The sequence below is a fragment of the Amycolatopsis mongoliensis genome, from assembly GCF_030285665.1.
Lineage (GTDB): Bacteria > Actinomycetota > Actinomycetes > Mycobacteriales > Pseudonocardiaceae > Amycolatopsis > Amycolatopsis mongoliensis.
The window spans coordinates 3,408,583-3,429,579 of record NZ_CP127295.1 but is presented as its reverse complement, the minus strand read 5'-3'; the positions used below and the strand labels follow the sequence as shown (position 1 = coordinate 3,429,579).

Here is a 20,997-nt window from a genome sequence, read left to right as displayed (position 1 = left end):
ATGGATCTGAACAGCGATCTCGGCGAGGCCTTCGGCGCCTGGAAGATGGGTGACGACGAAGCCATGCTCGACATCGTGACCAGCGCGAACGTCGCGTGCGGCTTCCACGCCGGCGACCCGTCGGTGATGCGGCGGGTGTGCGAGCTGGCGGCCGGGCGCGGCGTCGCGATCGGCGCGCACGTCGGCTACCAGGACCTGGCCGGGTTCGGCAGGCGCGCGCTCGACATCCCGCCGGACGAACTGGCGAACGAGGTGCTCTACCAGATCGGCGCACTGGACGCGTTCGCCCGCGCGGCGGGCAGCCGCGTGACGTACGTGAAACCGCACGGCGCGTTGTACAACACCGCGGCGGTGGACGTCGAGCAGGCCGCGGCGATCGTCGACGGCCTGCGCCGCTACGACCCCGCGCTCGCGCTGCTCTGCCTGCCGGACTCGGAAATGCAGCGGCAGGCCGAAAAAGCGGGCGTGGTGGCGTACGCGGAGGCGTTCGCCGACCGCGCCTACACCTCCGAAGGCAAACTCGTGTCGCGCAGGGAGCCGGGCGCGGTCCTGCACGACGCTTCGGCCGTGGCCGAGCGGGCGGTGGCGATGGCGACCGGCGGCGGGGTCGTCACGGCCGACGGCGGCCGGCTCGACCTGCGCCCGGATTCCCTGTGCGTGCACGGGGACACGCCGGGCGCGGTGGAGCTGGCCCGGCGGATCCGCGACGGGCTGACCGGCGCGGACGTCCCGCTCGGCGCGTTCGCCGGATGACCGTCCGGCTGCTGCCGTGCGGGCGGCGCGCGGTGCTCGTGGAACCGGACGACGTGCTCGGTTTCCAGGCCGCGCTGGAACAAGCACCTCCGGACGGCCTGGTCGAGCTGGTCCCGGCGGCCCGGACGCTGCTGGTCCGCTTCGACCCGTCGGTGACGGACGCGGACCGGCTGGGCGCGCTGCTGCGTCAGGTGTCCCCTGTGGACAGTGTGGTCTCCTCTTCGGCCGAGGTGGTGATCCCGGTGGTGTACGACGGCGAGGACCTGGCCGACGTCGCGGCCGATGCGGGCCTGAGCGTTTCTTCCCTGATCGCCCGGCACAGCGGGGGTTCGTACGTCTCGGCGTTCTGCGGGTTCGCGCCGGGGTTCGCGTACCTGTCCGGTTTGGACCCGGCGCTGCACGTCCCGCGCCGGCCGACGCCCCGGACGCGCATCCCGGCGGGCTCGGTGGCGATCGCCGGCGAGTACAGCGCGGTGTACCCGAGCGCGTCGCCGGGCGGCTGGCGGCTGCTCGGCCGGACGGGCGTTCCGGTGTGGGACGTCGAGCGCGACCCGCCGAACCTGCTGCCACCGGGCACGAAGGTGCGGTTCGAGGCGGTGAGGGCGTGAAGCTCGAAGTCGTGCGGCCGGGGTTCACGACGACGGTGCAGGACCTCGGCCGGCCCGGGCACGCGGCGCTCGGCGTCGGCCGATCGGGTGCCGCGGACCGCGGGTCGTTCCGGCTGGCCAACCGGCTCGTCGGGAACCCTCCTGGCGCCGCGGCTCTGGAGGTGACGCTCGGCGGGCTGGTGCTGCGCGCTTCGGCCGTCACGACGGTGGCGGTGACCGGCGCGCTGTGCCCGGTGTCGCCGGGTGGCATGAACGCGCCGATGACGTTGTGGCCGGGTGACGAGCTCGTGCTGGGCACGGCTTCCGCCGGCTTGCGCTGCTACGTCGCGGTGCGCGGCGGGATCGACGTGCCACCGGTGCTCGGCTCGCGGTCCACGGACACGCTCGGGAAGCTGGGGCCGCCACCGCTCGCCGCCGGGATGCTGCTGCCGGTGGGTACGCCTGGCGCTTTCCCGGCGGCCGATCTGGCACCGCGCGCGGCGCTGCCCGACGCGCCGGTCCTGCGCGTCACACCGGGACCACGTCGCGACTGGTTCGCGTCGCCGGACGACTTGCTGTCCGCTGTGTACACGGTCTCGCCGGACTCGGACCGCGTCGGCATCCGCCTGACGGGACCCGCACTCGAGCGGGTCCGCCACGACGAGCTGCCGTCCGAGGCGTGCGTCCCGGGTTCGCTGCAGGTGCCGCCGTCGGGCCGGCCGATCCTGTTCCACGCGGACCACCCGACGACCGGCGGCTACCCGGTGATCGCGGTCGTCGAGGAGGACGACCTGGACGTCGCGGCCCAGCTGCGCCCCGGTCAGACCCTGCGCTTCAGGCCCGCGTCGTGAGCGGTGACCGCCCCGAAGTCGGGTAGCTCGACACCGTTGATCGCGCGCTCGACCAGGGCGGTGAGCGCCTCCATGTCGGGCTCTTCGGCCGGCTCGGCGTCCGGCCCGGGGATGCCTCGGCTCTGCGCGTGCAGCCGGCCGATCTCCTGGTTGGCCTCGACGAACGGGCGCATCCGCCGCTCGTAGCCGGCGAACCCGGCCGCCGGGTCCCACTCCGCGGCGGCCAGCTCCCCGGCCAGCAGGTAGGCGCCGACGAGGGCCAGCCCGGTACCGCCGCCGGACAGCGGTGACGAGCTGAACGCCGCGTCCCCGAGCAGCGCCACCCGGCCGTCCGACCAGCGGTCCATCACCACCTGGGCGATCTGGTCCAGGTAGAAGTCCGGGGTGTCGTCCAGGTGCGCGAGGATGCGCGGGGTCAGCCAGCCGAAGCCGGCCATCCGCTCGCGCAGCAGGCGCTTCTGGGCCTCGACGTCGCGGTGGTCGACGTCGAAGTCCGCCGCGGAGAAGGACAGCATGGCCATCGCCCGGGTGGGGTCCGGCAGGGGGCGCAGCCCGGCGGAGCGCCCGGCCTCCTGGTAGTCGAGCATCCAGCGGTCCAGCCCGAACTCGTTGGGCACGCTGTAGAAGGCCAGCACGGATCCCAGGTGGCGGACGAACCGCTCGCGCGGCCCGAAGACCATCGCCCGCAGCGCCGAGTGCAGCCCGTCCGCCCCGACCACCAGGTCGAAGCGCCGCCGGTCGCCGCTCGCGAAGACGACGTCGACCCCGTCGGCGTCCTGGGTGAGTTCGGCGATCCGGTCGCCGAAGACGTACTCGGCAGTGTCGCGGGTGTCGTCGTACAGCACCTGGGACAGGTCACCGCGCAGGATCTCGATCTCCGCGATGTACCCGTCGCCGCCGTGGTCGTCCGCGCGGTAGGTCTCCAGCACGTTCCCCTCGGCATCCACGGTGTGCGCGCCGGCGGTCTCGGTGCGGGCCGCGCGCACCGCCGCGTCCAGCCCCATCCGCCGGATGACCTCCTTGGCCACCCCGCGCGCGTCCACCGCCTGCCCGCCGGGACGCAGCCCGGGGGCCCGCTCCACCACGGTCACCTCGGCTCCCTGCCGACGCAGCCAGTGGGCCAGCGCGGGCCCCGCGATGCTCGCCCCCGCCACCAACACCCTGGTACCGCTCACCATGTCATCCTGTTCGCCGTCCGGATCGCGATCCTACGACGGAAACCCGGGTCCCTCCCCGCGATTAGCGGGTCCCAGGCCGGCTTTCCCGCTCACGACCACCAGCCACACGACGTTGGTGACCGCGATGGCGAGCCACGCCGCCCAGGCCGCGCCCGGCGCGAGCCAGGTGGTGACGACCCCCAGTGCCACCGTCACCACCAGCGGCCACCCCCGCCACGGCCGGCGCGGCCGCCGCTCGGCGAGGTAGGCGTCGAAGGCCTCCGCCACCTGGTCGTCGATCTCGTCGCGCAGGCGCGGGCTCAGCTCAGACATGCGCCGGCACCCGGCGGGGGACCGCCACCGTCAGGCACGCCAGCGCCAGCGGCACCTCCAGACCGGCCATGAGCAGCGAAAACACCACGTCGTCGCCGGCCGTCACGACGTCGAACCAGACGTCGGTCAGCAGCAGCGTCGCCGTGCCGATCGCGGCGAACGGCGTCCTCGGGTCGTCGCGCCCGAGGAGCCAGGCCGTGACCAGCAGGCCGAACGCTTCCGCCGTGTCGAAGCCCGTCCACGCGAGCCGCCAGTGCTGCGCCGGGTAGACGTCCGGCAGTGTCAGCCCCAGTACCGCGATCCACGGCAGCAGGCACAGTCCAGCCGCCCAGAAGAGTCTTTTCATCGGAACCCCCGTTCGCGAACCACCGTAGCCGATTGCAGAGATTCTTTGCAAACATCCTCTGTAGTAGGCTCGGGCGATGGTCGAACGTCCCGAACGGCGCGTCCTCACCGGCGCGGATCTCAAGGCCTTCTACAAGGCCCTGGCCAACCCCGTGCGCCGGGACATCCTGTCCTACCTGGGCAAACACGGCGAAGCGAACTCGACGAGCGTCGCGAAAGCCCTCGGGGAGAGCACCGGGACGACCAGCTACCACCTCCGCCGGCTCGCCGACCTCGACCTGATCGCGGAGATCGAGGAGCGCTCCACCGGCCGCGAACGCTGGTGGCGATCGCTGATGAAGGACATCTACACCCCGCCGGGCCTGGAGCTGACGCCGGACGAGCGCGAGGCCGCGCGCAAGCTCGGCGCGCTCAAGATGAGCCACGACCTCGGCCTGGTCACCCGGGCGTACGCCGGTTACGACAGCGGCGAGGGCTGGAACCAGATCTTCCGCGCGGGGCTGACCCTGACGAAGGAGCAGATCACCTCGTTCGTCGAGGAGTACCAGAACCTGGTCTGGAAGTACGTCACCGAGCCGGGCCACCGCCCGCCGGGCTCGCGCGCGCTCGCCATCCGCCTGATCGTCGTGCCGGAGGAAGAGTCCACAGCGGACTAGAGACCCGAGACCCGCAGCGTGATGTTCAGCCGCCCGGCCAAGCCGAGCGCCGGGTCGGCCGTGCCCGGCAGCGTCTTGGGCACGCCGTGGTAGGCGAGTCGCGACGGGCCGCCGAACACGAACACGTCACCCGAGCGGAGCTCGACGTCGGTGTAGGGCCGGCCGCGGGTCTCGGTGTTGCCGAAGCGGAACACGCACGCGTCGCCGAGGCTGAAGGACACCACCGGCGCGAGGCTGCGCTCGTCCTTGTCCTGGTGCAGGCCCATCTTCGCGGTGGCGTCGTAGAAGTTGACCAGCGCGATGTCCGGCGCGTAGTCCGCGTCCGGTTCGCCGTACGCGTCCGCCAGCGCGCGGCGGCCGAGGTCGCCGAGCCAGCCGGGGAACGGCAGCACCGGCGTCCCCTCGCCGGTCGTGCGCGAATAGCCGTACGGGTACCAGTGCCAGCCCAGGCAGACGGACTTCACCGACATCACGCCGCCGTTGGGCAGCCGGGTGTGGCGGTAGCCGGACCAGCCACGGCACGCCGCGACGAGCTCGCGCTGTTCGTCGAAGCCGAGCCAGTCGGGCACGTGGACGGCACCGGGCGCGAGTTCGGCGCGCGGGCGCGGCAGGAGGGCGTCCATCACCTCGATTGTGCCGGAGACTCCTGCTGGACACGTTCGGTGATCGTCGAAGGCACGACACGGTGGCCGCGGAACGTCACGCCCGCGGCGGTGTACAGCCGCAGGAGCCGCCCGATCGGACCAACGGGACGCTCCTGCGGCCGTGTCCCCTCGCTATGGGCCACCATGCCTAGACGTTCCCACACCTGAATGTCACAAGGCCAGCGTGGATCAGCTACGAACGCGTCACTTGACCTCGCCGACGCGGATCAGTCACGAAACGTCACGACGGTGACCCCGGCCCGCGCCGGTACCGGGTCGTTCATCGCGGCCAGCGCGGCCGGGACGTCGTCGAGCCCGATCCGGCACCCGATCAGCGCGGCGAGGTCGATCCCCGCCGTCTCCACGACGCGCAGCAGCTCCGGGTACTCGTGGGCCTGGAGCCCGTGGATGCCGACCAGCTCCAGCTCGCCGCCGATGACCCGGTGCATCGGGATCGGCGCGATCCCCTGCGCGGGCGGCATCAGCCCGGCCTGGACGTGCCGGCCGCGCTTGCGGAGGCTGCCCACCGACGCCGCGCAGGTCGACGGCGCGCCGAGGCAGTCGAGCGAGACGTGCGTGCCGCCGCCGGTCAGCTCGCGCACGTGCGCGGCGACGGCTTCCGGGCCGGCGAAGGCCGACGAGTCGACGGTCAGCGCCGCACCCGACTTCGCCGCGAGCGCCAGTGCCGCCGGCGAGACGTCCACCGCGACGACCTTCGCGCCCGCCGCGACGGCCAGCAGCACCGCCGAGATCCCGACGCCGCCGCAGCCGTACACCGAAACCCACTGCCCCGCGGTGACCCGGCCCTGCCGCAGCACCGCGCGGAACGCCGTCCCGAACCGGCAGCCGAGCGCGGCGGCTTCGGCGGCGCCGAGCGAGTCCGGCAGCGCGACGAGGTTCGTCTCGGCGTGCTCGATGGCGACGCGCTCGGCGAAGGAACCCCAGTGGGTGGCGCCGGGCTGGAACTCGCGGTCGCAGATCTGCTGGTCACCGCGGGCGCACTGGGGGCAGGTGCCGCAGGCGCAGACGAACGGCACGGTGACGCGCGCGCCGAGCTCCCAGCCGCGCACGCCCGCACCGAGCGCGACGATGCGGCCGGCGAGCTCGTGCCCGGCGACGTGCGGCAGCTTCACCGCGGTGTCGTGGCCCTGCCACGTGTGCCAGTCGCTGCGGCAGACGCCGGTGGCGTCGACCTCGATCACCGCGCCACCGGGCGGCGCCGCCGGCTCCGGCACCTCCCGCACGACCGGCGGGACGCGGAACTCCTCCATCACCACAGCTCGCATGCCGCGAGCCTACGTGATCCGCTCAGGTGAGCGGATTTCCGTTGGTACCGCTCAATTGAGCGGCGGAGCCTGCACGTGGAAGCGCGTTCTTCCCCGCGGTGGCCCGAGGAGCTTGCTGAGCGCGCCGTCCGGCACGTTCAGGATGTCCTCGAGATTCCGCAGCGCCTCCAACGATTCCGGCCGCTCGGGCCGGCACCGCCCGGACTGCCAGTGGCTGAGGGTGGCCAGGCTGACCGTGGTTCCCCTGCCGCGCAAGCGATAGCGGATCCGGTCGAGCCCGAGCCCGCGGGCCCGGATCGCCGCCCGCAGTGCCACGTCGAACGGCCCGGCGGAGAGCAGCTGGCTCAGCTCCGCCTGTTCCCCCCGGTCGATGGTGCGTGTTCGCTGACCGGTCATCACAACGCTCCGAAGCACTCCCGAATACGAAAATTGGAGCGTAGGCCCAGCTCCGCAAGATCGGAAGGGCCCTCACCCACCTGCGAGCCGTACCTTCGCGGCGATGGCGGCGAAGGGTTCCGCGTAGCCCGCGTTGATCGTGACGTAGGAAATCCCCCACCGCTCCCGCCACCCGAGAAGCCTTTCCGCCGCTCGACCCGGATCGGCGGGCAGCACGGTGACGGCGTGGGCGGCAGCGAGTTCGGGGACGTCGACCCCGGCCCACCGCGCGATTCCCGGCGACGGCTCGTCCCCGACGGCCATCAGGTTCAGCCCGAGCTCGATGTCCGGCAGCCGGTCGCCGGCGAGCGCACGGAATCGATCCACAATGGACTCGGCCTCCGCTTCGGTGGTCTTCGGCATCCAGGTGAAGGTGACGGTGTCGGCTTCTTGCGCGGCGAGCGCCAGCATTTTCGGCCCGCCGCCGGCGAGCACCAGCCGCGGGCGGTCGGCCGACCGCTTGAAGTACGCGATCGTCTCCGCCATCCGTGTGATCCGCTCACCCGGTTCGCCGAACTTCCGGCCGAGGCTTTCGGTGTGCGCCGCGGCCCCGGGCCGCCCGACGCCGAGCCCGAGCTCGAACCGGCCCCCGGTCTGCTGGTGCAGGGTCCGGACCTGCCAGTCGAGGGCTTTCGGGTCCCGGAAGGGATCGGCGAGCACGAAGGTCCCGACGGTGAGGTCCAAGGTGACCGCGGCGGCGGCCCCGAGCAGGACGAAGGGGTCGGCGGTGCCGACGGGGTCGGTGGCGAGGAGGGTGTCGAAGCCGAGTTTCTCGACCCGTTCGGCCTGAGCGGTCCACGAGACGAGATCGGGCGCGTGACCGGCGACGACGCCGAAGCGGAAGGGTTTCATGCAGGCCATGGTCGGGGTGGCGGGCAGGTCACCACATCCGCTTCACGACGTCACTCGCGCGTACGCAGCCTGACGACAGAGCGCCCCAAGGCCACCTTGGGTGCGTTCACCGCACCCAAGGTGGCCTTGGGGCGCTCGGGCTCAGCGCAGGGTGACCGACAGGGCCTGCGCGATCTCCTTGCCGATGGCGTGCGTCGCCGCATCCGGTGGCGAGCCCACCTTCACCACCATCGGCCCGCCGAACGGCTGCCGCTCGACGACCTCGATGCGTTCGCCCAGGTTGATCGCGTGTTCGGTCAGGTAGCGCAGCAGCTCCGGGTCCGTGTCCCAGACCCGGACGATCTCGCCCACCGCGCCCGGCTCGAGGTCGTCCAGGATGCGGACCGACAGCTCCTCGACGCTGCCGTCGGCCGCCGGGATCGGGTCGCCGTGGGGGTCGCGGACCGGGTTGCCCAGCTTGGCCGCGATGCGCTCGACCAGCCGGTCGGACACCGCGTGCTCCAGCGCGTCCGCCTCCGCGTGGACCTCGTCCCACGTGTAGCCGAGCTCGGAGACCAGGTACGTCTCGATCAGCCGGTGGCGCCGCAGCACCGAGCGCGCCAGGACCCGCCCGTCGGCGGTGAGCTCGATCCCGCGGTACGGCACGTGGGTGACCAGCCCGAGCTGGGACAGCTTCGTGACCATCCCCGACGCCGAGGACGGGCTGACCTCCAGCCGGCCGGCGAGGGAGGTGTTCGTGACCGCCTCGCCCCGCTCGACCAGGCCGTAGATCACCCGGACGTAGTCCTCGACCGACGAGGACCTCCGGACCGAACCATCTCCCATGCCGCATACGATACGGGGCCGGGTTCTTTCTCGTGAAAGTTCACGGCCGCCAGCGGTAGCGGATCCAGCCGGGGACGGGTTCCGCGCCGAGCTGGGCGTAGAACGCCTTGCCCTTTTCGTTGCCCTCCTGCATGTCCCACTCGACGCGGCCGCTGGTGCGGTTGCTCAGCTCGTCGAGCAACTCGCTGCCGAGCCCGTAGCGGCGGTGGGCGGGGCGGACGAACAGGTCGTCCAGCCAGATCCCCGGCCGCGCTTCCCACGTGGAGAAGCTCCAGCTGCAGAAGGCGAGGCCGGCGACCGTCCCGGGCTCGCCGGGCGGGGTCGCGATCAGCACCCACGCCTTCGGCGCCGGCCCGAAGAGGTGGCCGCTCATCTCGGCGCGGTCGAGCTTCAGGTCGTGGTTGTCCTCGTAGACGGCGTGCTCTTCGATGAGCGTGCAGATCTCTTCGATGTCTTCGAAGACGGCGTCGCGGACGGGCATCTCGCCTCCTGTTTCTGTCGGTGGTGGTCGTTAGTGTCGGGGCCGGAGGTGGTCGATGTCACCGGACCAGCGGTTCGAGGAGCTGGTCGACGAGTTCACCGGACGGCCGGGCATCACGCCACCCGGGGCGACCGGCGGATTCGGGCGCACGGCGCTGCGCGTGGGCGGGCGGATCTTCGCGATGTTCGTCCGCGGGCAGCTGGTGCTGAAGCTGCCCCGAAGCCGGGTGGACGAGTTGGTCGAGGGCGGGCACGGCGTGCGCTTCGACGCGAACAAGGGCACGCCGATGAAGGAGTGGCTGGCCCTGGACGCGGGGTCGCCGCAGCCGTGGGCCGCGCTGGCGGAAGAGGCGCTGGAGTTCGTGGGCGGGAAGGGATGAGCGGAGGGTGGCCGAGGCCGTGAGCCTCACGAGAGCCGAGCCTGGTAACGCAGCTCGCCGCCGACCGCCGTCCCCTGCACGCTCAGCCCGTCCAAAGCGGACTCCTCGAGCGGTGATCCCGAAAGCACCGCGAAGTCGGCGAGCTTCCCTTCCTCCAGCGTGCCCAGGTCACGCTCGGCGAAGGTCGCGTACGCCGAGCCGTACGTGTACGCGCGCAATGCCTGCTCCGGCGTCAACGCCTCTTCCGGCGCGAAGGGCTCTCCAGACGCGGTGAGCCGACGCACCATGTCGGCCAGCGCGAGCAGCGGAGCGCCGTTGACGACCGGGCGGTCCGAAGACGCGGGTAGCACGCAACCCGCGTCAAGCACGCTTCGCAGCCGATAGCACCACGGGACGCGAGACTCGCCGAGAGCGGCGCGCATGCCGTCGCCGAGTTCGTTGACGAAGCGTCCCTGCGGCGAAGCGAGCAACCCCAGCGAAGCAAGCCGAGAAAGCTCCGCGGGCTGAAGCACCGCGCAGTGCTCGATGCGGTGCCGGTGGTCCGTACGCGGCGAAGCGGCCAACGCGGCTTCGTACGCGTCGAGCACCACCGTGATCGCACGGTCGCCGATCGCGTGCGTCGCGATCTGCCAGCCCGCGTCGTGCGCGCGCCGGATCGTGCGGGCGAGCTCGTCCTCGGGCACCTGGAAGTAGCCGCGGTTGTCCGGCTCGCCGTCGAACGGCTCGTGCATCGCGCACGTGCGGCCGACCAGCGACCCGTCGGCGAACAGCTTCATCGGCCCGACGCGCAGCCACTCGTCGCCCAGGCCCGTGCGGAGGCCCAGGTCGAGGCCGAAGCCGGCGCCGTCGGGCAGGTCGTGCAACACGCTCGCCGCGACCATCACCGTGCTCCGGACGCGCAGCACCCCCGAATCGCGCGCCACCTGGTAGGCGGCCAGCTCCGCGGGTGTCTCGCCGACCAGCCCGCCGCCGATCCCGGCCTCCTGGACGCTGGTGATGCCCTCCGAGAGGTACTGCTCGGACGCCCGGTCGAGCCCGCGGACGACCCGCGAAACCGGCGTCGGGTACGTCAGCGGCCGCAGCAGCAGCTGGGCCTGCTCGCGCAGCAACCCGGTCGGCGAGCCGTCCACGTGGACCACGTCGCCGCCGACCGGGACGTGTGCCAGGTCGAGCCGGTCGAGCACGGCCGAGTTCACCACGGTCATGTGCCCGGACGTGTGCTTGAGCCGCACGAGCATCCCCGGCGCCGCCCGGTCGAGCCCGTGCCGGTCCGGGTGCCCGCCGGCGAGCTTGTTCTGGTCGTACCCGCTGCCGATCACCCAGCTCCCGGGCGGCAGCGTCGCGGCCCGGGCGGCGACGGCGTCGTAGACCTCCTCGACGCTGCGGCAGCCGCCCAGCGGGACGTCGTCGAGGCCCATCCCGAACCACGCCATGTGGTTGTGCGCGTCGTGGAAGCCGGGCACGACGAAGCCGCCGGCCAGGTCGACGCGGGAATGCGCGGACAGCTCGCGGGCATCGTCGCCCAGCGCAACCACCCGGCCGTGCAGCACGGCGAGTGCGCTGGTGAGACCCGCGCCCGTCCACATCGTGGCGTTCTCGTAGACCGTGTCGACCCGCATCTCCGCCTTCCTCCCCCCGCCGCCACCCTCAACGGAGGCGCTCCGCGCCGCTGTACCGTCAAGAGGCTATCGATCGATCGATCGAACGTCTAGCATCGGCCGCATGCCCACCGTGGAGTTCGCCGTCGAGGACGGCATCGCGCAGATCCGGCTGAACCGGCCCGAGCGGCTGAACGCGGTCGCCGTCGTCCTGGTCGACGACTTCCTCGCCGCCCTCGACGCCACCGCGCGCAGCGACGCCCGCGTCGTCGTGCTGTCCGGGAACGGCCGCGCCTTCTGCGCCGGCCACGACCTCAAGGAGCCCACCCCCGCGGGTGACTCGCGGGCGCGGCTCGACCGGCTCCAGGACGTCACGCGGCGGCTGCGGGGGCTGCGCCAGCCGGTGATCGCGGCGGTGCACGGCTACGCGATCGGCGCCGGCGCGGAGTTCGCGCTCGGCTGCGACCTGATCCTGGCCGCCGAGGACGCCGTCTTCGCGTTCCCGGAAGTCTCGCTGGGCCTGAGCGTCACCGGCGCGGCGTCGCGGCTGCTCCCGCTCCTGGTCGGCCCGCTCAAGGCGAAGGAGCTCCTGCTGCTCGGCGAGCGCTTCGACGGCCGGAAGGCCGCGGAGCTGGGCATGGTCAACGCCGCCGTACCCGCCGAGCAGCTCCAGGCCGAAGCACTCAGCTGGGCGAAGCGGATCGCCGAGCACCCGCCGGCCGCCGCGGCGATGGCGAAGCGCGTCCTCGACGCGACCACGGACCTCGAGCCGGCGCTCGAGCTGGAGGTCAGCCACGCCCTCATCACCGAAACCTCGGCCGCGGTCGCCGCGTCCACGGAGGCCTTCCGGAGCCGGACGTGACCCCGCTCGCCGAGATCGGCACGCTCGCCCAGCTGGTCACGCGGGCCGCGCAGCTGTGGCCGAACCGCACGGCCTGGGTGTTCGACGAAGGCGGCCACCGCTTCACCTTCGCCGAGGTCGACCGCCTCAGCGACGGGTTCGCCGCCGCCCTCGCCGAGCGCGGCATCGGCCCCGGCGACCGGGTCGCGGTGATGCTGCGCAACGTTCCCGCGTTCCCGCTGCTGTGGCTGGCGCTGGCCAAGATCGGCGCGCAGCTGGTCCCGGTCAACACGAACTACCAGGAGTTCGACGGCGCCCACGTGCTCCGCCACTCCGGCGCGAAACTGGCCGTCGCCGCACCGGAGTTCACCGATCTCCTCGGCCGGATCGGGCTGACCGAGGTCATCACCCCGGACCGGCTCCGCACCGGCGCCGAACCGCCGGAGTTCACCCCGGTGCCGGAACACCCCGTCAACATCCAGTACACGTCCGGCACCACCGGCGCGCCCAAGGGCTGCGTCCTGCCGAACCGGTACTGGACGACCCTGGCGGTCGGCCTGGCCACCGACTTCCCCGCCGTCGGCGAGAACGACGTCATGCTGACCGCGCAGCCGTTCCACTACATCGATCCACAGTGGAACGTCGCGCTGGGGCTCGCCGCCGGCGCCACCCTCGTCGTACTGGACCGCTTCCACCCCAGCACGTTCTGGGCGAAGGTCCGCGAGCACGACGTCAGCTGGTTCTACTGCCTCGGGCTGATGCCGGCGCTGCTGCTGCGGCAGGAGCCGTCGGAGGCCGACCGCGACCACCGGGTCCGCGCGATCTGCGCGTCCGCGATCCCGCACGAGCTGCACGCCGAACTGGAGGCGCGCTGGGGCGTGCCGTGGTACGAGGCGTTCGGGATGACCGAGACCGGCGGCGACATCCGGATGACGGCGGCCGACCACGACGAGACCGTCGGCACCGGCTGCATCGGGCGGCCGAGCCGCGACCGCGAGGCGATGATCGCCGGCGCGGACGGGAAGCCGGTGCCGCGCGGGGAAACCGGCGAGCTGCTGATCCGCGGGATCGGGCTGATGCACGGCTACCACGACGATCCCGAGGCGACGGCGAAGGCGTTCCGGAACGGCTGGTTCCACACCGGCGACCTCGCCCGGATGGACGACGCCGGGCGCGTGTACTACGTCGGGCGCACGAAGGACATGATCCGCCGCAGCGGCGAGAACGTCTCCGCCGACGAGGTCGAACGCGCGCTGCTGCTGCACCCGGCGGTCCGGCTCGCGGCCGTCGTCGCGGTGCCCGACGAACTGCGCGGCGAGGAGATCAAGGCGTACGTGGTGTGCGACGGCGAGCGGCCGGAGCCGGCTTCCCTGGTCGAGTTCTGTTCGGGAAAGCTGGCCTACTTCAAGGTTCCGCGCTTCTGGGCGTTCGCCGCCGAGCTGCCGATGACGCCGTCCGAGCGCGTCGCCAAGGGCGAGCTGCGGAAGGTGGCCGACCCGCGCGCCGGGTCGTGGGACGCGAAGGCGGAAGCATGGCTGTGACCAGCCGGGAGCGCGTCCGCGCGGCGGCGGTGAAACTGTTCGCCACCAAGGGGTTCCACGGCACGGGCATCCGGGACCTGGCACAGGAGGCGGAACTTTCCTCGGCGAGCCTGTACCACTACATGGGCACCAAGGAGGATCTGCTCGCGGAGATCATGCACACGGCGCTGAACCGCCTGCTGGACGCCGCCCGCGAAGCGACGGCCGGCAGCGCGGACCCGGTGCACCGGCTGCGCACGCTGGTCGCGCTGCACGTGCTCGCGCACGCGGTCGGCCCGGCGGAAACCCGCGTGGTGGACAACGAAGTCGACGTGCTGTCGCCGGCCGCGCGCGAGCCGGTGGTGGCGTTGCGGGACGCGTACGAAGACCTGTGGGCGGCGGCGATCGACGAAGGCGTCGCGGCGGGGGTGTTCCACACCGAACACCCGGCGGTCACCCGGCTCGCGCTGCTGGAGATGTGCAGCGGCGTGGCCAGGTGGTATTCCCCACGCGGGCCGCTGGCGCTGGACCAGCTCGCCGAGCACTACGCGGAGCTGGTGTCGAGGGCGCTGGGCTGCACGTCCGCGCCCGGCGTGGCCGACTTGCGACGCTGCCGGGAAATCGTCGCGAAAGAGTGGGGCATGTCCGTTTAGCGGCGCTTTTACCTGTGTACGCCTTGCCCAGACGGCGTGTGTGGGGGACGCTCGAAGGGTGACTGAGGAAACGATCCAACTGGAACTGGACGACTCGGGTCTCGCGCCGGGCCTCCCGGCGCCGGCACACCCCCGCGATCAGGTGCAGGATGTCCCCTACCGCCCGGTCGAGTTCCGCGATGACGATCTCCCCACCGCCCTGGAGCGGTGCTCCGCATGGCTACGGCAGGCGCAGGAATGGCTGGGCGAGCCGCTCGACGTCCTGGCCATCCACCTCGACTACGACGACCGTCAGGGTTCGCCGTACTACGACGTGAAGCTCCTGTGCAACGAAGAGGACCTGGCCGGCGTTCCGATCGCCATCCGCAACAAGCAGTAACCCGGAGCACCACCGAGGCCACCTCCCGGGCGTCCGGGAGGTGGCCTCGTTCGCTTTCCGGAGACCTCAGCCGAGCACGCCGCCGACCTTCACGTGCCCCTTGAGCAGGTTGCGCGCGATCGTGCGGCGCTGGATCTCGTCGGTGCCTTCGTAGATGCGCAGCAGCCGCAGCTCGCGGTACCAGCGCTCGACCGGCAGCTCCCGCGTGTAGCCCATGCCGCCGTGGATCTGCAGGACGCGGTCGACGATCTCGTTGGCCTTCTGGCCGCCGTACAGCTTCGCCATCGACTGCGCGTGCCGCGAGTCGACGCCCTGGTCGACCTGCCAGGCGGCGTTGAGCACCAGCCAGCGCAGCGCCTCGAGCTCGACGCCGGAGTCGGCGATCATCCACTGGATGGCCTGCCGCTCCGCGATCTTCTGGCCGAACGTCTCGCGGGTGTTGGCGTGCTCGATGGCCATCGAGATCAGCCGCTCGCACGAACCGATCGCGCGCGCCGGCAGCAGGTAGCGGCCCTGGCCGATCCACTGCATGGCGAGCTCGAAGCCGCGACCCTCCTCGCCGAGGATCTGCGTCTCGGGCACGCGGACGTCCTGGAAGATCAGCGAAGCCGGGCCCCACTCGCCCATGGTGTCGATGTACTCGGACTTCCAGCCGGCCTCGCGGTCGACGAGGAAGCACGTGACGCCGCCGTTCGCGCCCTTCTCCGGGTCGGTGATGGCGAAGACCATCGTGAAGTCGGCTTCGTTGCCCCCGGTGATGAAGGTCTTCTCGCCGTTGATGATCCAGTCCGTGCCGTCCTTGCGGGCGGTGGTCCGGATGGCCTTGGCGTCCGACCCGGCGCCCGGCTCGGTGATCGCGAAGCAGGACTTGCGCTCGCCCGAAATGGTCGGCAGCAGGTAGGTCTGCTTCTGCTCCTCGTTGGCGTGGAACAGGATGTTGTCCGCGGCGCCGCCGAAGCGGAACGGCACGAAGGTGCGGCCGAGCTCGGCCTCCAGCAGCGCGGCCATCACGGCGGACAGGCCCATGCCGCCGTACTCCTCCGGGGTGAAGACACCCCAGAAGCCGGACTCCTTGGCCTTGAGCTGGAGGGCCTTCAGCTCCTCACCGGTCAGCCCCGGCTGGTGGGCGCGCTCGCGCCGCAGGACCTCCTGCTCGAGCGGGATCAGCTCCCGCTGGACGAACGTGCGGACCCAGTCGCGCACTTCACGTTCTTCGGTGCTGAGTGAGAAATCCATCCGAGCTGCTCCTCCGCCACTGGCTAAGCGCTTGCTAAGTTGCCATTTTGCGCGACCTGTCACGCACACGCAAGGACTCGTTGCAGCGGCACGATCACGAAGAGTAGTGGATCGACCACTGCGGCAGTCGTGCGTTGACGGTGGTGGCATGCCCGAACAGCTTGGTCCAGCACTGCTCCCAGACCCACTTCGGCCGACAGCGAGCTACTGTCATCTCATATTTTAGATCTTGGCCCTACGCTGGGTAAACGATTACGGCGAGTGGAGCAGTGAGCCTAGGCCAGAGGCCAAAAGAGTGACGTGCGCCACGCTCTTGGGTATTGATCCCACCCGTTGTGAGCACCCTGTCACCGCCTCTACAGTGGCCGCGTGACTCCGAGAATGAGTCACTCATTCCCACCGGATTCGGTTCACGAACCGTCACTTTCTTCAAGGAGCAGGCCTTGCTTGGAAACGCCATGAGCAGTGGCCGGGTTCGCACTCGCCGCGCCGCGCTCGGGCTCGCCCTCACCGTCGCAGCCGCCACGGCCCTCACCGGCTGCAGTGCGCTCGGCTCGGACGACTCGAACGCCTCGTCGAACGGGGGCGGCCTGGAGAAGTCGAAGATCAAGGTCGCGATCTTGCCCACCGTCGACACCGCTCCGCTGTGGCTGGCCCAGGACGCCGGCTACTTCAAGGCCGAGGGTCTCGAGGTGGAGGCCGTCGTGGCCGCGAGCGGCCAGGCGGCGCTGACGAAAGCGGTCTCCGGTGAAACCGACATCGCGATCTCGAGCTACATGCCGTTCTTCGTCGCGAAGAGCACGGGTACGGCCGACTTCCAGCTGGTCGCGGACGCGACCTCGGTCAGCCCGAAGTCCGTCGCGATCGTCACGGCGCCGAACTCGCCGGTGAAGACGGTCAACGACCTGGCGGGCAAGCGGATCGCGATGACCGCCCGGAACACGGCGAGCGACCTGCTGGCCAAGTCCCTGATGAAGGACCACGGCGTCCCCATCGACAAGGTGAACTGGGTCCCGATCCCGTTCCCGAACACCGCGGCGGCGCTGGCGCAGGGACAGGTCGACGCGGCCCTGCTTCCCGAGCCGTTCCTCTCGCAGGCCGCCAAGACCTCGGGCGCGATCCCGGTGATCGACGTCAACACCGGTGCCACCCAGGACTTCCCGCTTTCGGGCTACGGCGCGACGTCGAAGTGGGTGCAGGCGAACCCGAAGACCCTCGCCGCCTTCCAACGCGCGCTGCAGAAGGCCACCAGCGAAACGAACAAGGACCGGTCCAAGATCGAGCCGCTGCTGGTGAAGTACGCGAAGATCGACGCGGACACGGCCAAGCTGCTCAGCCTGCCCAGCTTCGGTGCCACGCTGGACGCCCGGCGCCTGCAGCGGGTGCCCGACCTGATGCTCCAGATGGGCGCGATCACGACCAAGGTCGACGCCGCGTCGATGATCGCTCCGCAGGCGACCAGCTGACGTAACGAGAACTGCTCCGCGACCAAGGCCGGCCTGGTCGGCTTCCTCCCGCTCCGGGAGGTTGCCGACCGGGCCGGCCTTGGTCGTTCGGACGGGCCGCCGGCCGCGGCGGGTACCGGGCCGGCGGACGCGTCACCTTGTCAGTACGGCGACTTTTCCGACGAAGCGACCCGGATGTGCACCAGCGTCGGGCGCTTGTCCGCCAAGGCCGCGGTCAGCCCCGGAACCAGGCCCGACGGCTCGGTGATCGTCACGCCCTCGCAGCCCATGCTCGACGCCAGCCGGGCGAAGTCGATGCCGCCCAGTTCGGTGCTCGGCAGCTTCTCGCTGCCGATCGAATCGCCGAAGATGCGGACCGCCGCGTACTCCGTGTTGTCCATGATCAGGATCGTCACCGGGAGATCCTGGCGCGCGGCCGTCCAAAGAGCCTGGATGCCGTACATGCTGGAGCCGTCGCCGATCACGCCGACCACCGGGCGGTCCGGCCGGGCGAGCGCCGCGCCGACCACAGCCGGGACGCCATAACCGAGCGTGCCACTGGCCACCGTCAGGAAGCCGGTGTCCGTGGCGGTGATCGGCAGGTGGTCGTGCAGGGCGCCGCGGTGGCTGGGCGCCTCCTCGACGACGATCGCGTCCTCCGGCAGCAGGTCCGCCAGGGTCGAGTAGACGAACTCGCCGGTCAGCTTCTCCCCACTCGGTTTCGCGGGCCGCTCGCGGGGCGACGGCGCGGGCCGCCCACTCCGGCCGACCGCGTTCAGCAGCGCGCGGACGGCGAGTTTCGGCGTCGTCCGGATACCGATGCCTTCGGAGGCGCGGGCGAGGATCTGCTCGTCGTCGCTGACGATGAACAACGGCGGCAGCGGAGCTTCCCCACGCCCACGGTCGACGTGGTAGGTGAACGCGGGCGCCCCGAGCACGACGACGAGGTCGTGCTGCGCGAGCCGGTCGGAGACCGCGCCGCGTTCGGGGTCGAGGAAGCCTTGGAACAGCGGGTGATCCTCGGGGAACGAGCAGCGGAACGACATCGGCGCGACCCAGACGCCGGCGTTGAGGTGTTCGGCGAGGGCGACGGTCTCGACGACGGCTGCGTCCTGGTCGACGGCTCCGCCGACGACGATCGCCGGGCGTTCGGCCGCCTCGAGCGCGGCGGCGAGTTCGTCGACCGCCTCGGGATCCGGTGCGTAGCCGCGGATGCGGGGGCGGGAAATGATCGGCCGTTCGGTGGTGGCGGTCCAGTCGTCGGCGGGCACGGACACGAACACCGGCCCGGACGGCGCCTGCGTCGCGACGTGGTAGGCGCGGGCCAGCGCCGCCGGGACGTCTTCGGCAGTGGCGGGCTCGATCGACCACTTGACGTACGGCTTGGGGAACTCCGGGGCGTCCGTCGCGCCGAGGAACGGGTCGTGCGGCAGAAGCGCCCGGTTCTGCTGCCCGGCCACCACGATCAACGGCGTCCGGTTGCGATGGGCGTTGTACAGGCTCCCCAGCCCGTGCCCGACCCCGCCGGCGGAGTGCAGGTTGACCAGCACCGCTTGACGGGTGGCCTGGGCGTAGGCGTCAGCCATCGCTACGACGGCGGATTCCTGCAGACCGAGGATGTAGTGGAAGTCGTCCGGCCAATCGGTGAGAAACGGGACCTCGGTGGTACCGGGGTTGCCGAACACCGTGGTGAGGCCGAGTTCGCGGAGGAGTTCGCGGGTGGCGTCCAGCACCGTGCGCTTGATCATGGGCACAGACTAATGCTTAGTCATGCGAAGGAAATCCCCCAAAGGGCCGCCTCGGGCGGACGCGCGATCGCCCGGCCGCAAGGGGTGATCACCCCAGACCTGTCCCCGGATTCGTGACAACCGCTCCGGCGCCCGGAAGGATCGGAGAGGTGATGGAGATCGTGGTCCGCTGGTCGTCCCCGCTGCCCGCCGAAGAGCGTTTCCTGCGCCTGCTGGACGAGGTCGAGCAAGGCCGCTTCGACGCGTACCGGCAGGACGCGGACAAGCGGCGCTTCCTCACCGGCCGGGTGCTGGCGAAGACGGTGGCGGCGGAGCGGCTGGGGCTGGCCGTCGAGGCCGTGAAGTTCGACGCGACCTGCGAAGACTGCGGAAAGCCGCACGGCAGGCCGCGGATCCCCGGCGCGGACCTGACGCTGTCGATCTCGCACTCGGGCGAGCTGATCGGCGTCGCGGCGACGCCGTCGGTCCCGGTGGGCCTGGACGTCGAGACGGCCGGCCGCAAGGCGGACGACGGCCTGATCGAATACGCGTTGAGCCCGGCGGAGGCGGCGCACCTGACCGGCCTGAGCGACGCGGAGAAGGCGGCGGCGTTCTTCGTCTACTGGACGCGCAAGGAAGCCGTCATGAAGGCCACGGGCAAGGGCCTGCGCATCCCGCTGAAGAGCATCACGTTCTCCCGCTTCGACGAACCGGCGCGGCTGGTGGAGTCGGGCGACCCGGCCCTGGAGCCGGCCCGCACGCGGCTGGCGGACCTCAAGGCCGCCGACGGCTACCGCGCGGCCATCGCGGTCCTGACCACCGACGAGCTGTCGGTGACCGAGGAACACTGGGTGCCCTAGACGCTGTCCTCCAGGCCCATCGCGCTCAGCAGCGTCCGGAACTTCGCCGTCGTCTCGTCCAGTTCGGCCCGTGGGTCCGAAGCCGGGACGATGCCGCCCCCCGCGTACAGCCGCATCGACGTCGACGCGATCTCGGCGCAGCGGATCGCCACCGCCCACTCGCCGTCGCCCGAGGCGTCCACCCAGCCGACCGCTCCCGCGTAGTAGTCGCGGTCGAACGGCTCCAGCTCTTGGACCAGCTCGCGCGCACCCTCGGTCGGGGTGCCGCAGATCGCCGGGGTCGGGTGGAGCGCCGCCGCCAGGTCGAGCGCCGTGACGTCCGGGTCGGCCAGCTCGCCCGTGATCGGCGTGCGCAGGTGCCAGATCGCCGGCGTCGTGACCAGCTCCGGTTCCGCCGGGACCTCGAGCGTCCGGCAGAACGGCCGCAGCGCCTCGACCAGGTAGTCGATCACCACGGCGTGTTCCAGCTGGTCCTTGCGCGACGTCCGCAGCGCCTCGCCGTTGGCCCGGTCGGCCGCCGGGTCGGCCGAGCGCGGCATGGACCCCGCGTGCGGCGACGAGAAGACCGTGCGGCCGGTGCGGCGCAGCAGCAGCTCGGGCGTGGCGCCGACGAGCGACCGGCCGCCGGGCAGTTCGGCCGCGTACGTGAAGTGCCGGGGGTTGCCGACCGCCAGGTTCCGCACGATCCGCTCCGCGGACACGGGCGAAGCGAACTCGAGGTCGAGCGCCCGGGCGAGGACGGCTTTGCGCAGGCCACGGTCGGCCAAAGCCGCGACGGCAGCCTGGACGGTGGCCATGTGTTGCTCGGGAGAGGGCACCGCACGCACCCGCACGGGCGCCGGCAGGACCTCCCGCGGCAGCGAGGGCGCCCCTTCGGCGCGGTGGACGGTCCGGGGCACGACGAGGTGGCCCGGCACCTTCGTGTCGGGCCCGGTGTCGAACGGCAGGACACCGACGGCCAGCGGGGCACCGGTGCCGGCCAGGACGCCGGGAATCGCCGAGGCGAGCCGCCGGGGGTCCGTCTCGGTGACGGTCCGGATCGTGCCCTGCGCGAGGAGTGCGCGCTCGGCCGTCGTGAACAGGAAGTCGCCTCGCTGGTAGCGGGCGGCGAGGTCGGAAACCGGGGTCGCCGGATCAGGTGAGCTCACGTAGTC

24 protein-coding genes are annotated in these 20,997 nt (G+C 71.6%); 11 read left to right on the top strand and 13 right to left on the bottom strand.

Features of this window, described 5'->3' with window-relative positions:
• From QRX60_RS16795 to QRX60_RS16785, 3 genes are read left to right on the top strand one after another with little or no spacing between them, the layout of a single operon-like run.
• Positions 1-753 carry a LamB/YcsF family protein gene (locus QRX60_RS16795; RefSeq protein WP_286001704.1) on the top strand — a complete coding sequence of 251 codons (753 nt, stop codon included), beginning with the start codon at positions 1-3 and terminating at the stop codon, positions 751-753.
• Positions 750-1,361 (top strand): 5-oxoprolinase subunit B family protein, encoded by a 612-nt coding sequence (locus tag QRX60_RS16790; RefSeq protein WP_286001703.1) that lies wholly within the window; start codon positions 750-752, stop codon positions 1,359-1,361. The genes QRX60_RS16795 and QRX60_RS16790 overlap by 4 nt, the downstream gene beginning before the upstream one ends.
• Positions 1,358-2,191: a 5-oxoprolinase subunit C family protein gene (locus QRX60_RS16785; RefSeq protein ID WP_286001702.1), complete on the top strand. Its 834-nt coding sequence runs from the start codon at positions 1,358-1,360 to the stop codon at positions 2,189-2,191. Before QRX60_RS16790 ends, QRX60_RS16785 begins: the two co-directional genes overlap by 4 nt.
• On the opposite strand, the gene QRX60_RS16780 is transcribed toward QRX60_RS16785, so the two are convergent.
• The 3 genes from QRX60_RS16780 to QRX60_RS16770 are packed head-to-tail and all read right to left on the bottom strand — an operon-like array spanning position 2,161 to position 4,027.
• The gene (locus QRX60_RS16780; RefSeq protein WP_286001701.1) at positions 2,161-3,369 is read right to left on the bottom strand and encodes an FAD-dependent monooxygenase; all 1,209 of its coding nucleotides are present in this window, start codon (positions 3,367-3,369) and stop codon (positions 2,161-2,163) included. The two genes, QRX60_RS16785 and QRX60_RS16780, sit on opposite strands and share 31 nt — an antisense overlap.
• Positions 3,370-3,399: 30 nt before the next feature.
• Positions 3,400-3,681: a hypothetical protein gene (locus tag QRX60_RS16775; protein ID WP_286001700.1), complete on the bottom strand. Its 282-nt coding sequence runs from the start codon at positions 3,679-3,681 to the stop codon at positions 3,400-3,402.
• Positions 3,674-4,027 carry a hypothetical protein gene (locus QRX60_RS16770; RefSeq protein WP_286001699.1) on the bottom strand — a complete coding sequence of 118 codons (354 nt, stop codon included), beginning with the start codon at positions 4,025-4,027 and terminating at the stop codon, positions 3,674-3,676. The genes QRX60_RS16775 and QRX60_RS16770 overlap by 8 nt, the downstream gene beginning before the upstream one ends.
• 76 nt (positions 4,028-4,103) lie before the next feature.
• Between QRX60_RS16770 and QRX60_RS16765 the strand changes: the two genes are divergently transcribed.
• Positions 4,104-4,682 carry an ArsR/SmtB family transcription factor gene (locus tag QRX60_RS16765; RefSeq protein WP_286001698.1) on the top strand — a complete coding sequence of 193 codons (579 nt, stop codon included), beginning with the start codon at positions 4,104-4,106 and terminating at the stop codon, positions 4,680-4,682.
• Here the strand turns inward: QRX60_RS16765 and QRX60_RS16760 are convergent.
• From QRX60_RS16760 to QRX60_RS16735, 6 genes are all read right to left on the bottom strand, one after another.
• Complete coding sequence (locus tag QRX60_RS16760) at positions 4,679-5,305, bottom strand: alpha-ketoglutarate-dependent dioxygenase AlkB family protein (RefSeq protein ID WP_286001697.1); 627 nt, start codon at positions 5,303-5,305, stop codon at positions 4,679-4,681. The genes QRX60_RS16765 and QRX60_RS16760 overlap by 4 nt on opposite strands.
• Positions 5,306-5,553: 248 nt before the next feature.
• Entirely contained in the window at positions 5,554-6,612 is a 1,059-nt protein-coding gene (locus QRX60_RS16755) for an alcohol dehydrogenase catalytic domain-containing protein (RefSeq protein ID WP_286001696.1), read from the bottom strand.
• Positions 6,613-6,663: 51 nt separating this feature from the next.
• Complete coding sequence (locus QRX60_RS16750; RefSeq protein WP_286001695.1) at positions 6,664-7,008, bottom strand: transcriptional regulator; 345 nt, start codon at positions 7,006-7,008, stop codon at positions 6,664-6,666.
• A 72-nt stretch (positions 7,009-7,080) separates the two neighbouring features.
• Positions 7,081-7,899 carry an LLM class flavin-dependent oxidoreductase gene (locus tag QRX60_RS16745; protein WP_286001694.1) on the bottom strand — a complete coding sequence of 273 codons (819 nt, stop codon included), beginning with the start codon at positions 7,897-7,899 and terminating at the stop codon, positions 7,081-7,083.
• 141 nt (positions 7,900-8,040) lie between these two features.
• Positions 8,041-8,724: a metal-dependent transcriptional regulator gene (locus tag QRX60_RS16740; protein ID WP_286001693.1), complete on the bottom strand. Its 684-nt coding sequence runs from the start codon at positions 8,722-8,724 to the stop codon at positions 8,041-8,043.
• 40 nt (positions 8,725-8,764) lie between these two features.
• Entirely contained in the window at positions 8,765-9,205 is a 441-nt protein-coding gene (locus QRX60_RS16735; RefSeq protein ID WP_286001692.1) for a GNAT family N-acetyltransferase, read from the bottom strand.
• A gap of 55 nt (positions 9,206-9,260) precedes the next feature.
• On the opposite strand from QRX60_RS16735, the gene QRX60_RS16730 reads away from it, so the two are divergent.
• Complete coding sequence (locus tag QRX60_RS16730) at positions 9,261-9,584, top strand: hypothetical protein (RefSeq protein WP_286001691.1); 324 nt, start codon at positions 9,261-9,263, stop codon at positions 9,582-9,584.
• A gap of 26 nt (positions 9,585-9,610) precedes the next feature.
• Here QRX60_RS16730 and QRX60_RS16725 read toward each other — a convergent pair whose 3' ends face one another.
• A complete protein-coding gene (locus tag QRX60_RS16725) occupies positions 9,611-11,203 on the bottom strand; it encodes an amidohydrolase (protein ID WP_286001690.1) in 1,593 nt (530 codons plus the stop codon).
• A 103-nt stretch (positions 11,204-11,306) separates the two neighbouring features.
• Between QRX60_RS16725 and QRX60_RS16720 the strand changes: the two genes are divergently transcribed.
• The 4 genes from QRX60_RS16720 to QRX60_RS16705 are packed head-to-tail and all read left to right on the top strand — an operon-like array spanning position 11,307 to position 14,575.
• Complete coding sequence (locus tag QRX60_RS16720) at positions 11,307-12,044, top strand: enoyl-CoA hydratase/isomerase family protein (protein WP_286001689.1); 738 nt, start codon at positions 11,307-11,309, stop codon at positions 12,042-12,044.
• Positions 12,041-13,564 carry an ATP-dependent acyl-CoA ligase gene (locus tag QRX60_RS16715; RefSeq protein ID WP_286001688.1) on the top strand — a complete coding sequence of 508 codons (1,524 nt, stop codon included), beginning with the start codon at positions 12,041-12,043 and terminating at the stop codon, positions 13,562-13,564. Before QRX60_RS16720 ends, QRX60_RS16715 begins: the two co-directional genes overlap by 4 nt.
• Positions 13,555-14,196, top strand: coding sequence for a TetR/AcrR family transcriptional regulator (locus QRX60_RS16710; RefSeq protein WP_286001687.1), 642 nt, complete (start codon positions 13,555-13,557; stop codon positions 14,194-14,196). Before QRX60_RS16715 ends, QRX60_RS16710 begins: the two co-directional genes overlap by 10 nt.
• 58 nt (positions 14,197-14,254) lie before the next feature.
• Positions 14,255-14,575 carry a hypothetical protein gene (locus QRX60_RS16705; RefSeq protein ID WP_086680390.1) on the top strand — a complete coding sequence of 107 codons (321 nt, stop codon included), beginning with the start codon at positions 14,255-14,257 and terminating at the stop codon, positions 14,573-14,575.
• A 66-nt stretch (positions 14,576-14,641) separates the two neighbouring features.
• On the opposite strand, the gene QRX60_RS16700 is transcribed toward QRX60_RS16705, so the two are convergent.
• Positions 14,642-15,811 (bottom strand): acyl-CoA dehydrogenase family protein, encoded by a 1,170-nt coding sequence (locus tag QRX60_RS16700; RefSeq protein ID WP_286001686.1) that lies wholly within the window; start codon positions 15,809-15,811, stop codon positions 14,642-14,644.
• 458 nt (positions 15,812-16,269) lie between these two features.
• Between QRX60_RS16700 and QRX60_RS16695 the strand changes: the two genes are divergently transcribed.
• Positions 16,270-17,277: an ABC transporter substrate-binding protein gene (locus tag QRX60_RS16695; RefSeq protein ID WP_286001685.1), complete on the top strand. Its 1,008-nt coding sequence runs from the start codon at positions 16,270-16,272 to the stop codon at positions 17,275-17,277.
• A gap of 140 nt (positions 17,278-17,417) precedes the next feature.
• Here QRX60_RS16695 and mdlC read toward each other — a convergent pair whose 3' ends face one another.
• Positions 17,418-19,004, bottom strand: coding sequence for a benzoylformate decarboxylase (mdlC, locus tag QRX60_RS16690; RefSeq protein WP_286001684.1), 1,587 nt, complete (start codon positions 19,002-19,004; stop codon positions 17,418-17,420).
• 152 nt (positions 19,005-19,156) lie between these two features.
• Here mdlC and QRX60_RS16685 point away from each other — a divergent pair, with 152 nt between their 5' ends.
• Positions 19,157-19,843, top strand: coding sequence for a 4'-phosphopantetheinyl transferase family protein (locus tag QRX60_RS16685; RefSeq protein ID WP_408630269.1), 687 nt, complete (start codon positions 19,157-19,159; stop codon positions 19,841-19,843).
• Here QRX60_RS16685 and QRX60_RS16680 read toward each other — a convergent pair.
• The gene (locus QRX60_RS16680; protein ID WP_286001682.1) at positions 19,840-20,991 is read right to left on the bottom strand and encodes an isochorismate synthase; all 1,152 of its coding nucleotides are present in this window, start codon (positions 20,989-20,991) and stop codon (positions 19,840-19,842) included. The two genes, QRX60_RS16685 and QRX60_RS16680, sit on opposite strands and share 4 nt — an antisense overlap.
• Positions 20,992-20,997 lie beyond the last annotated feature (6 nt).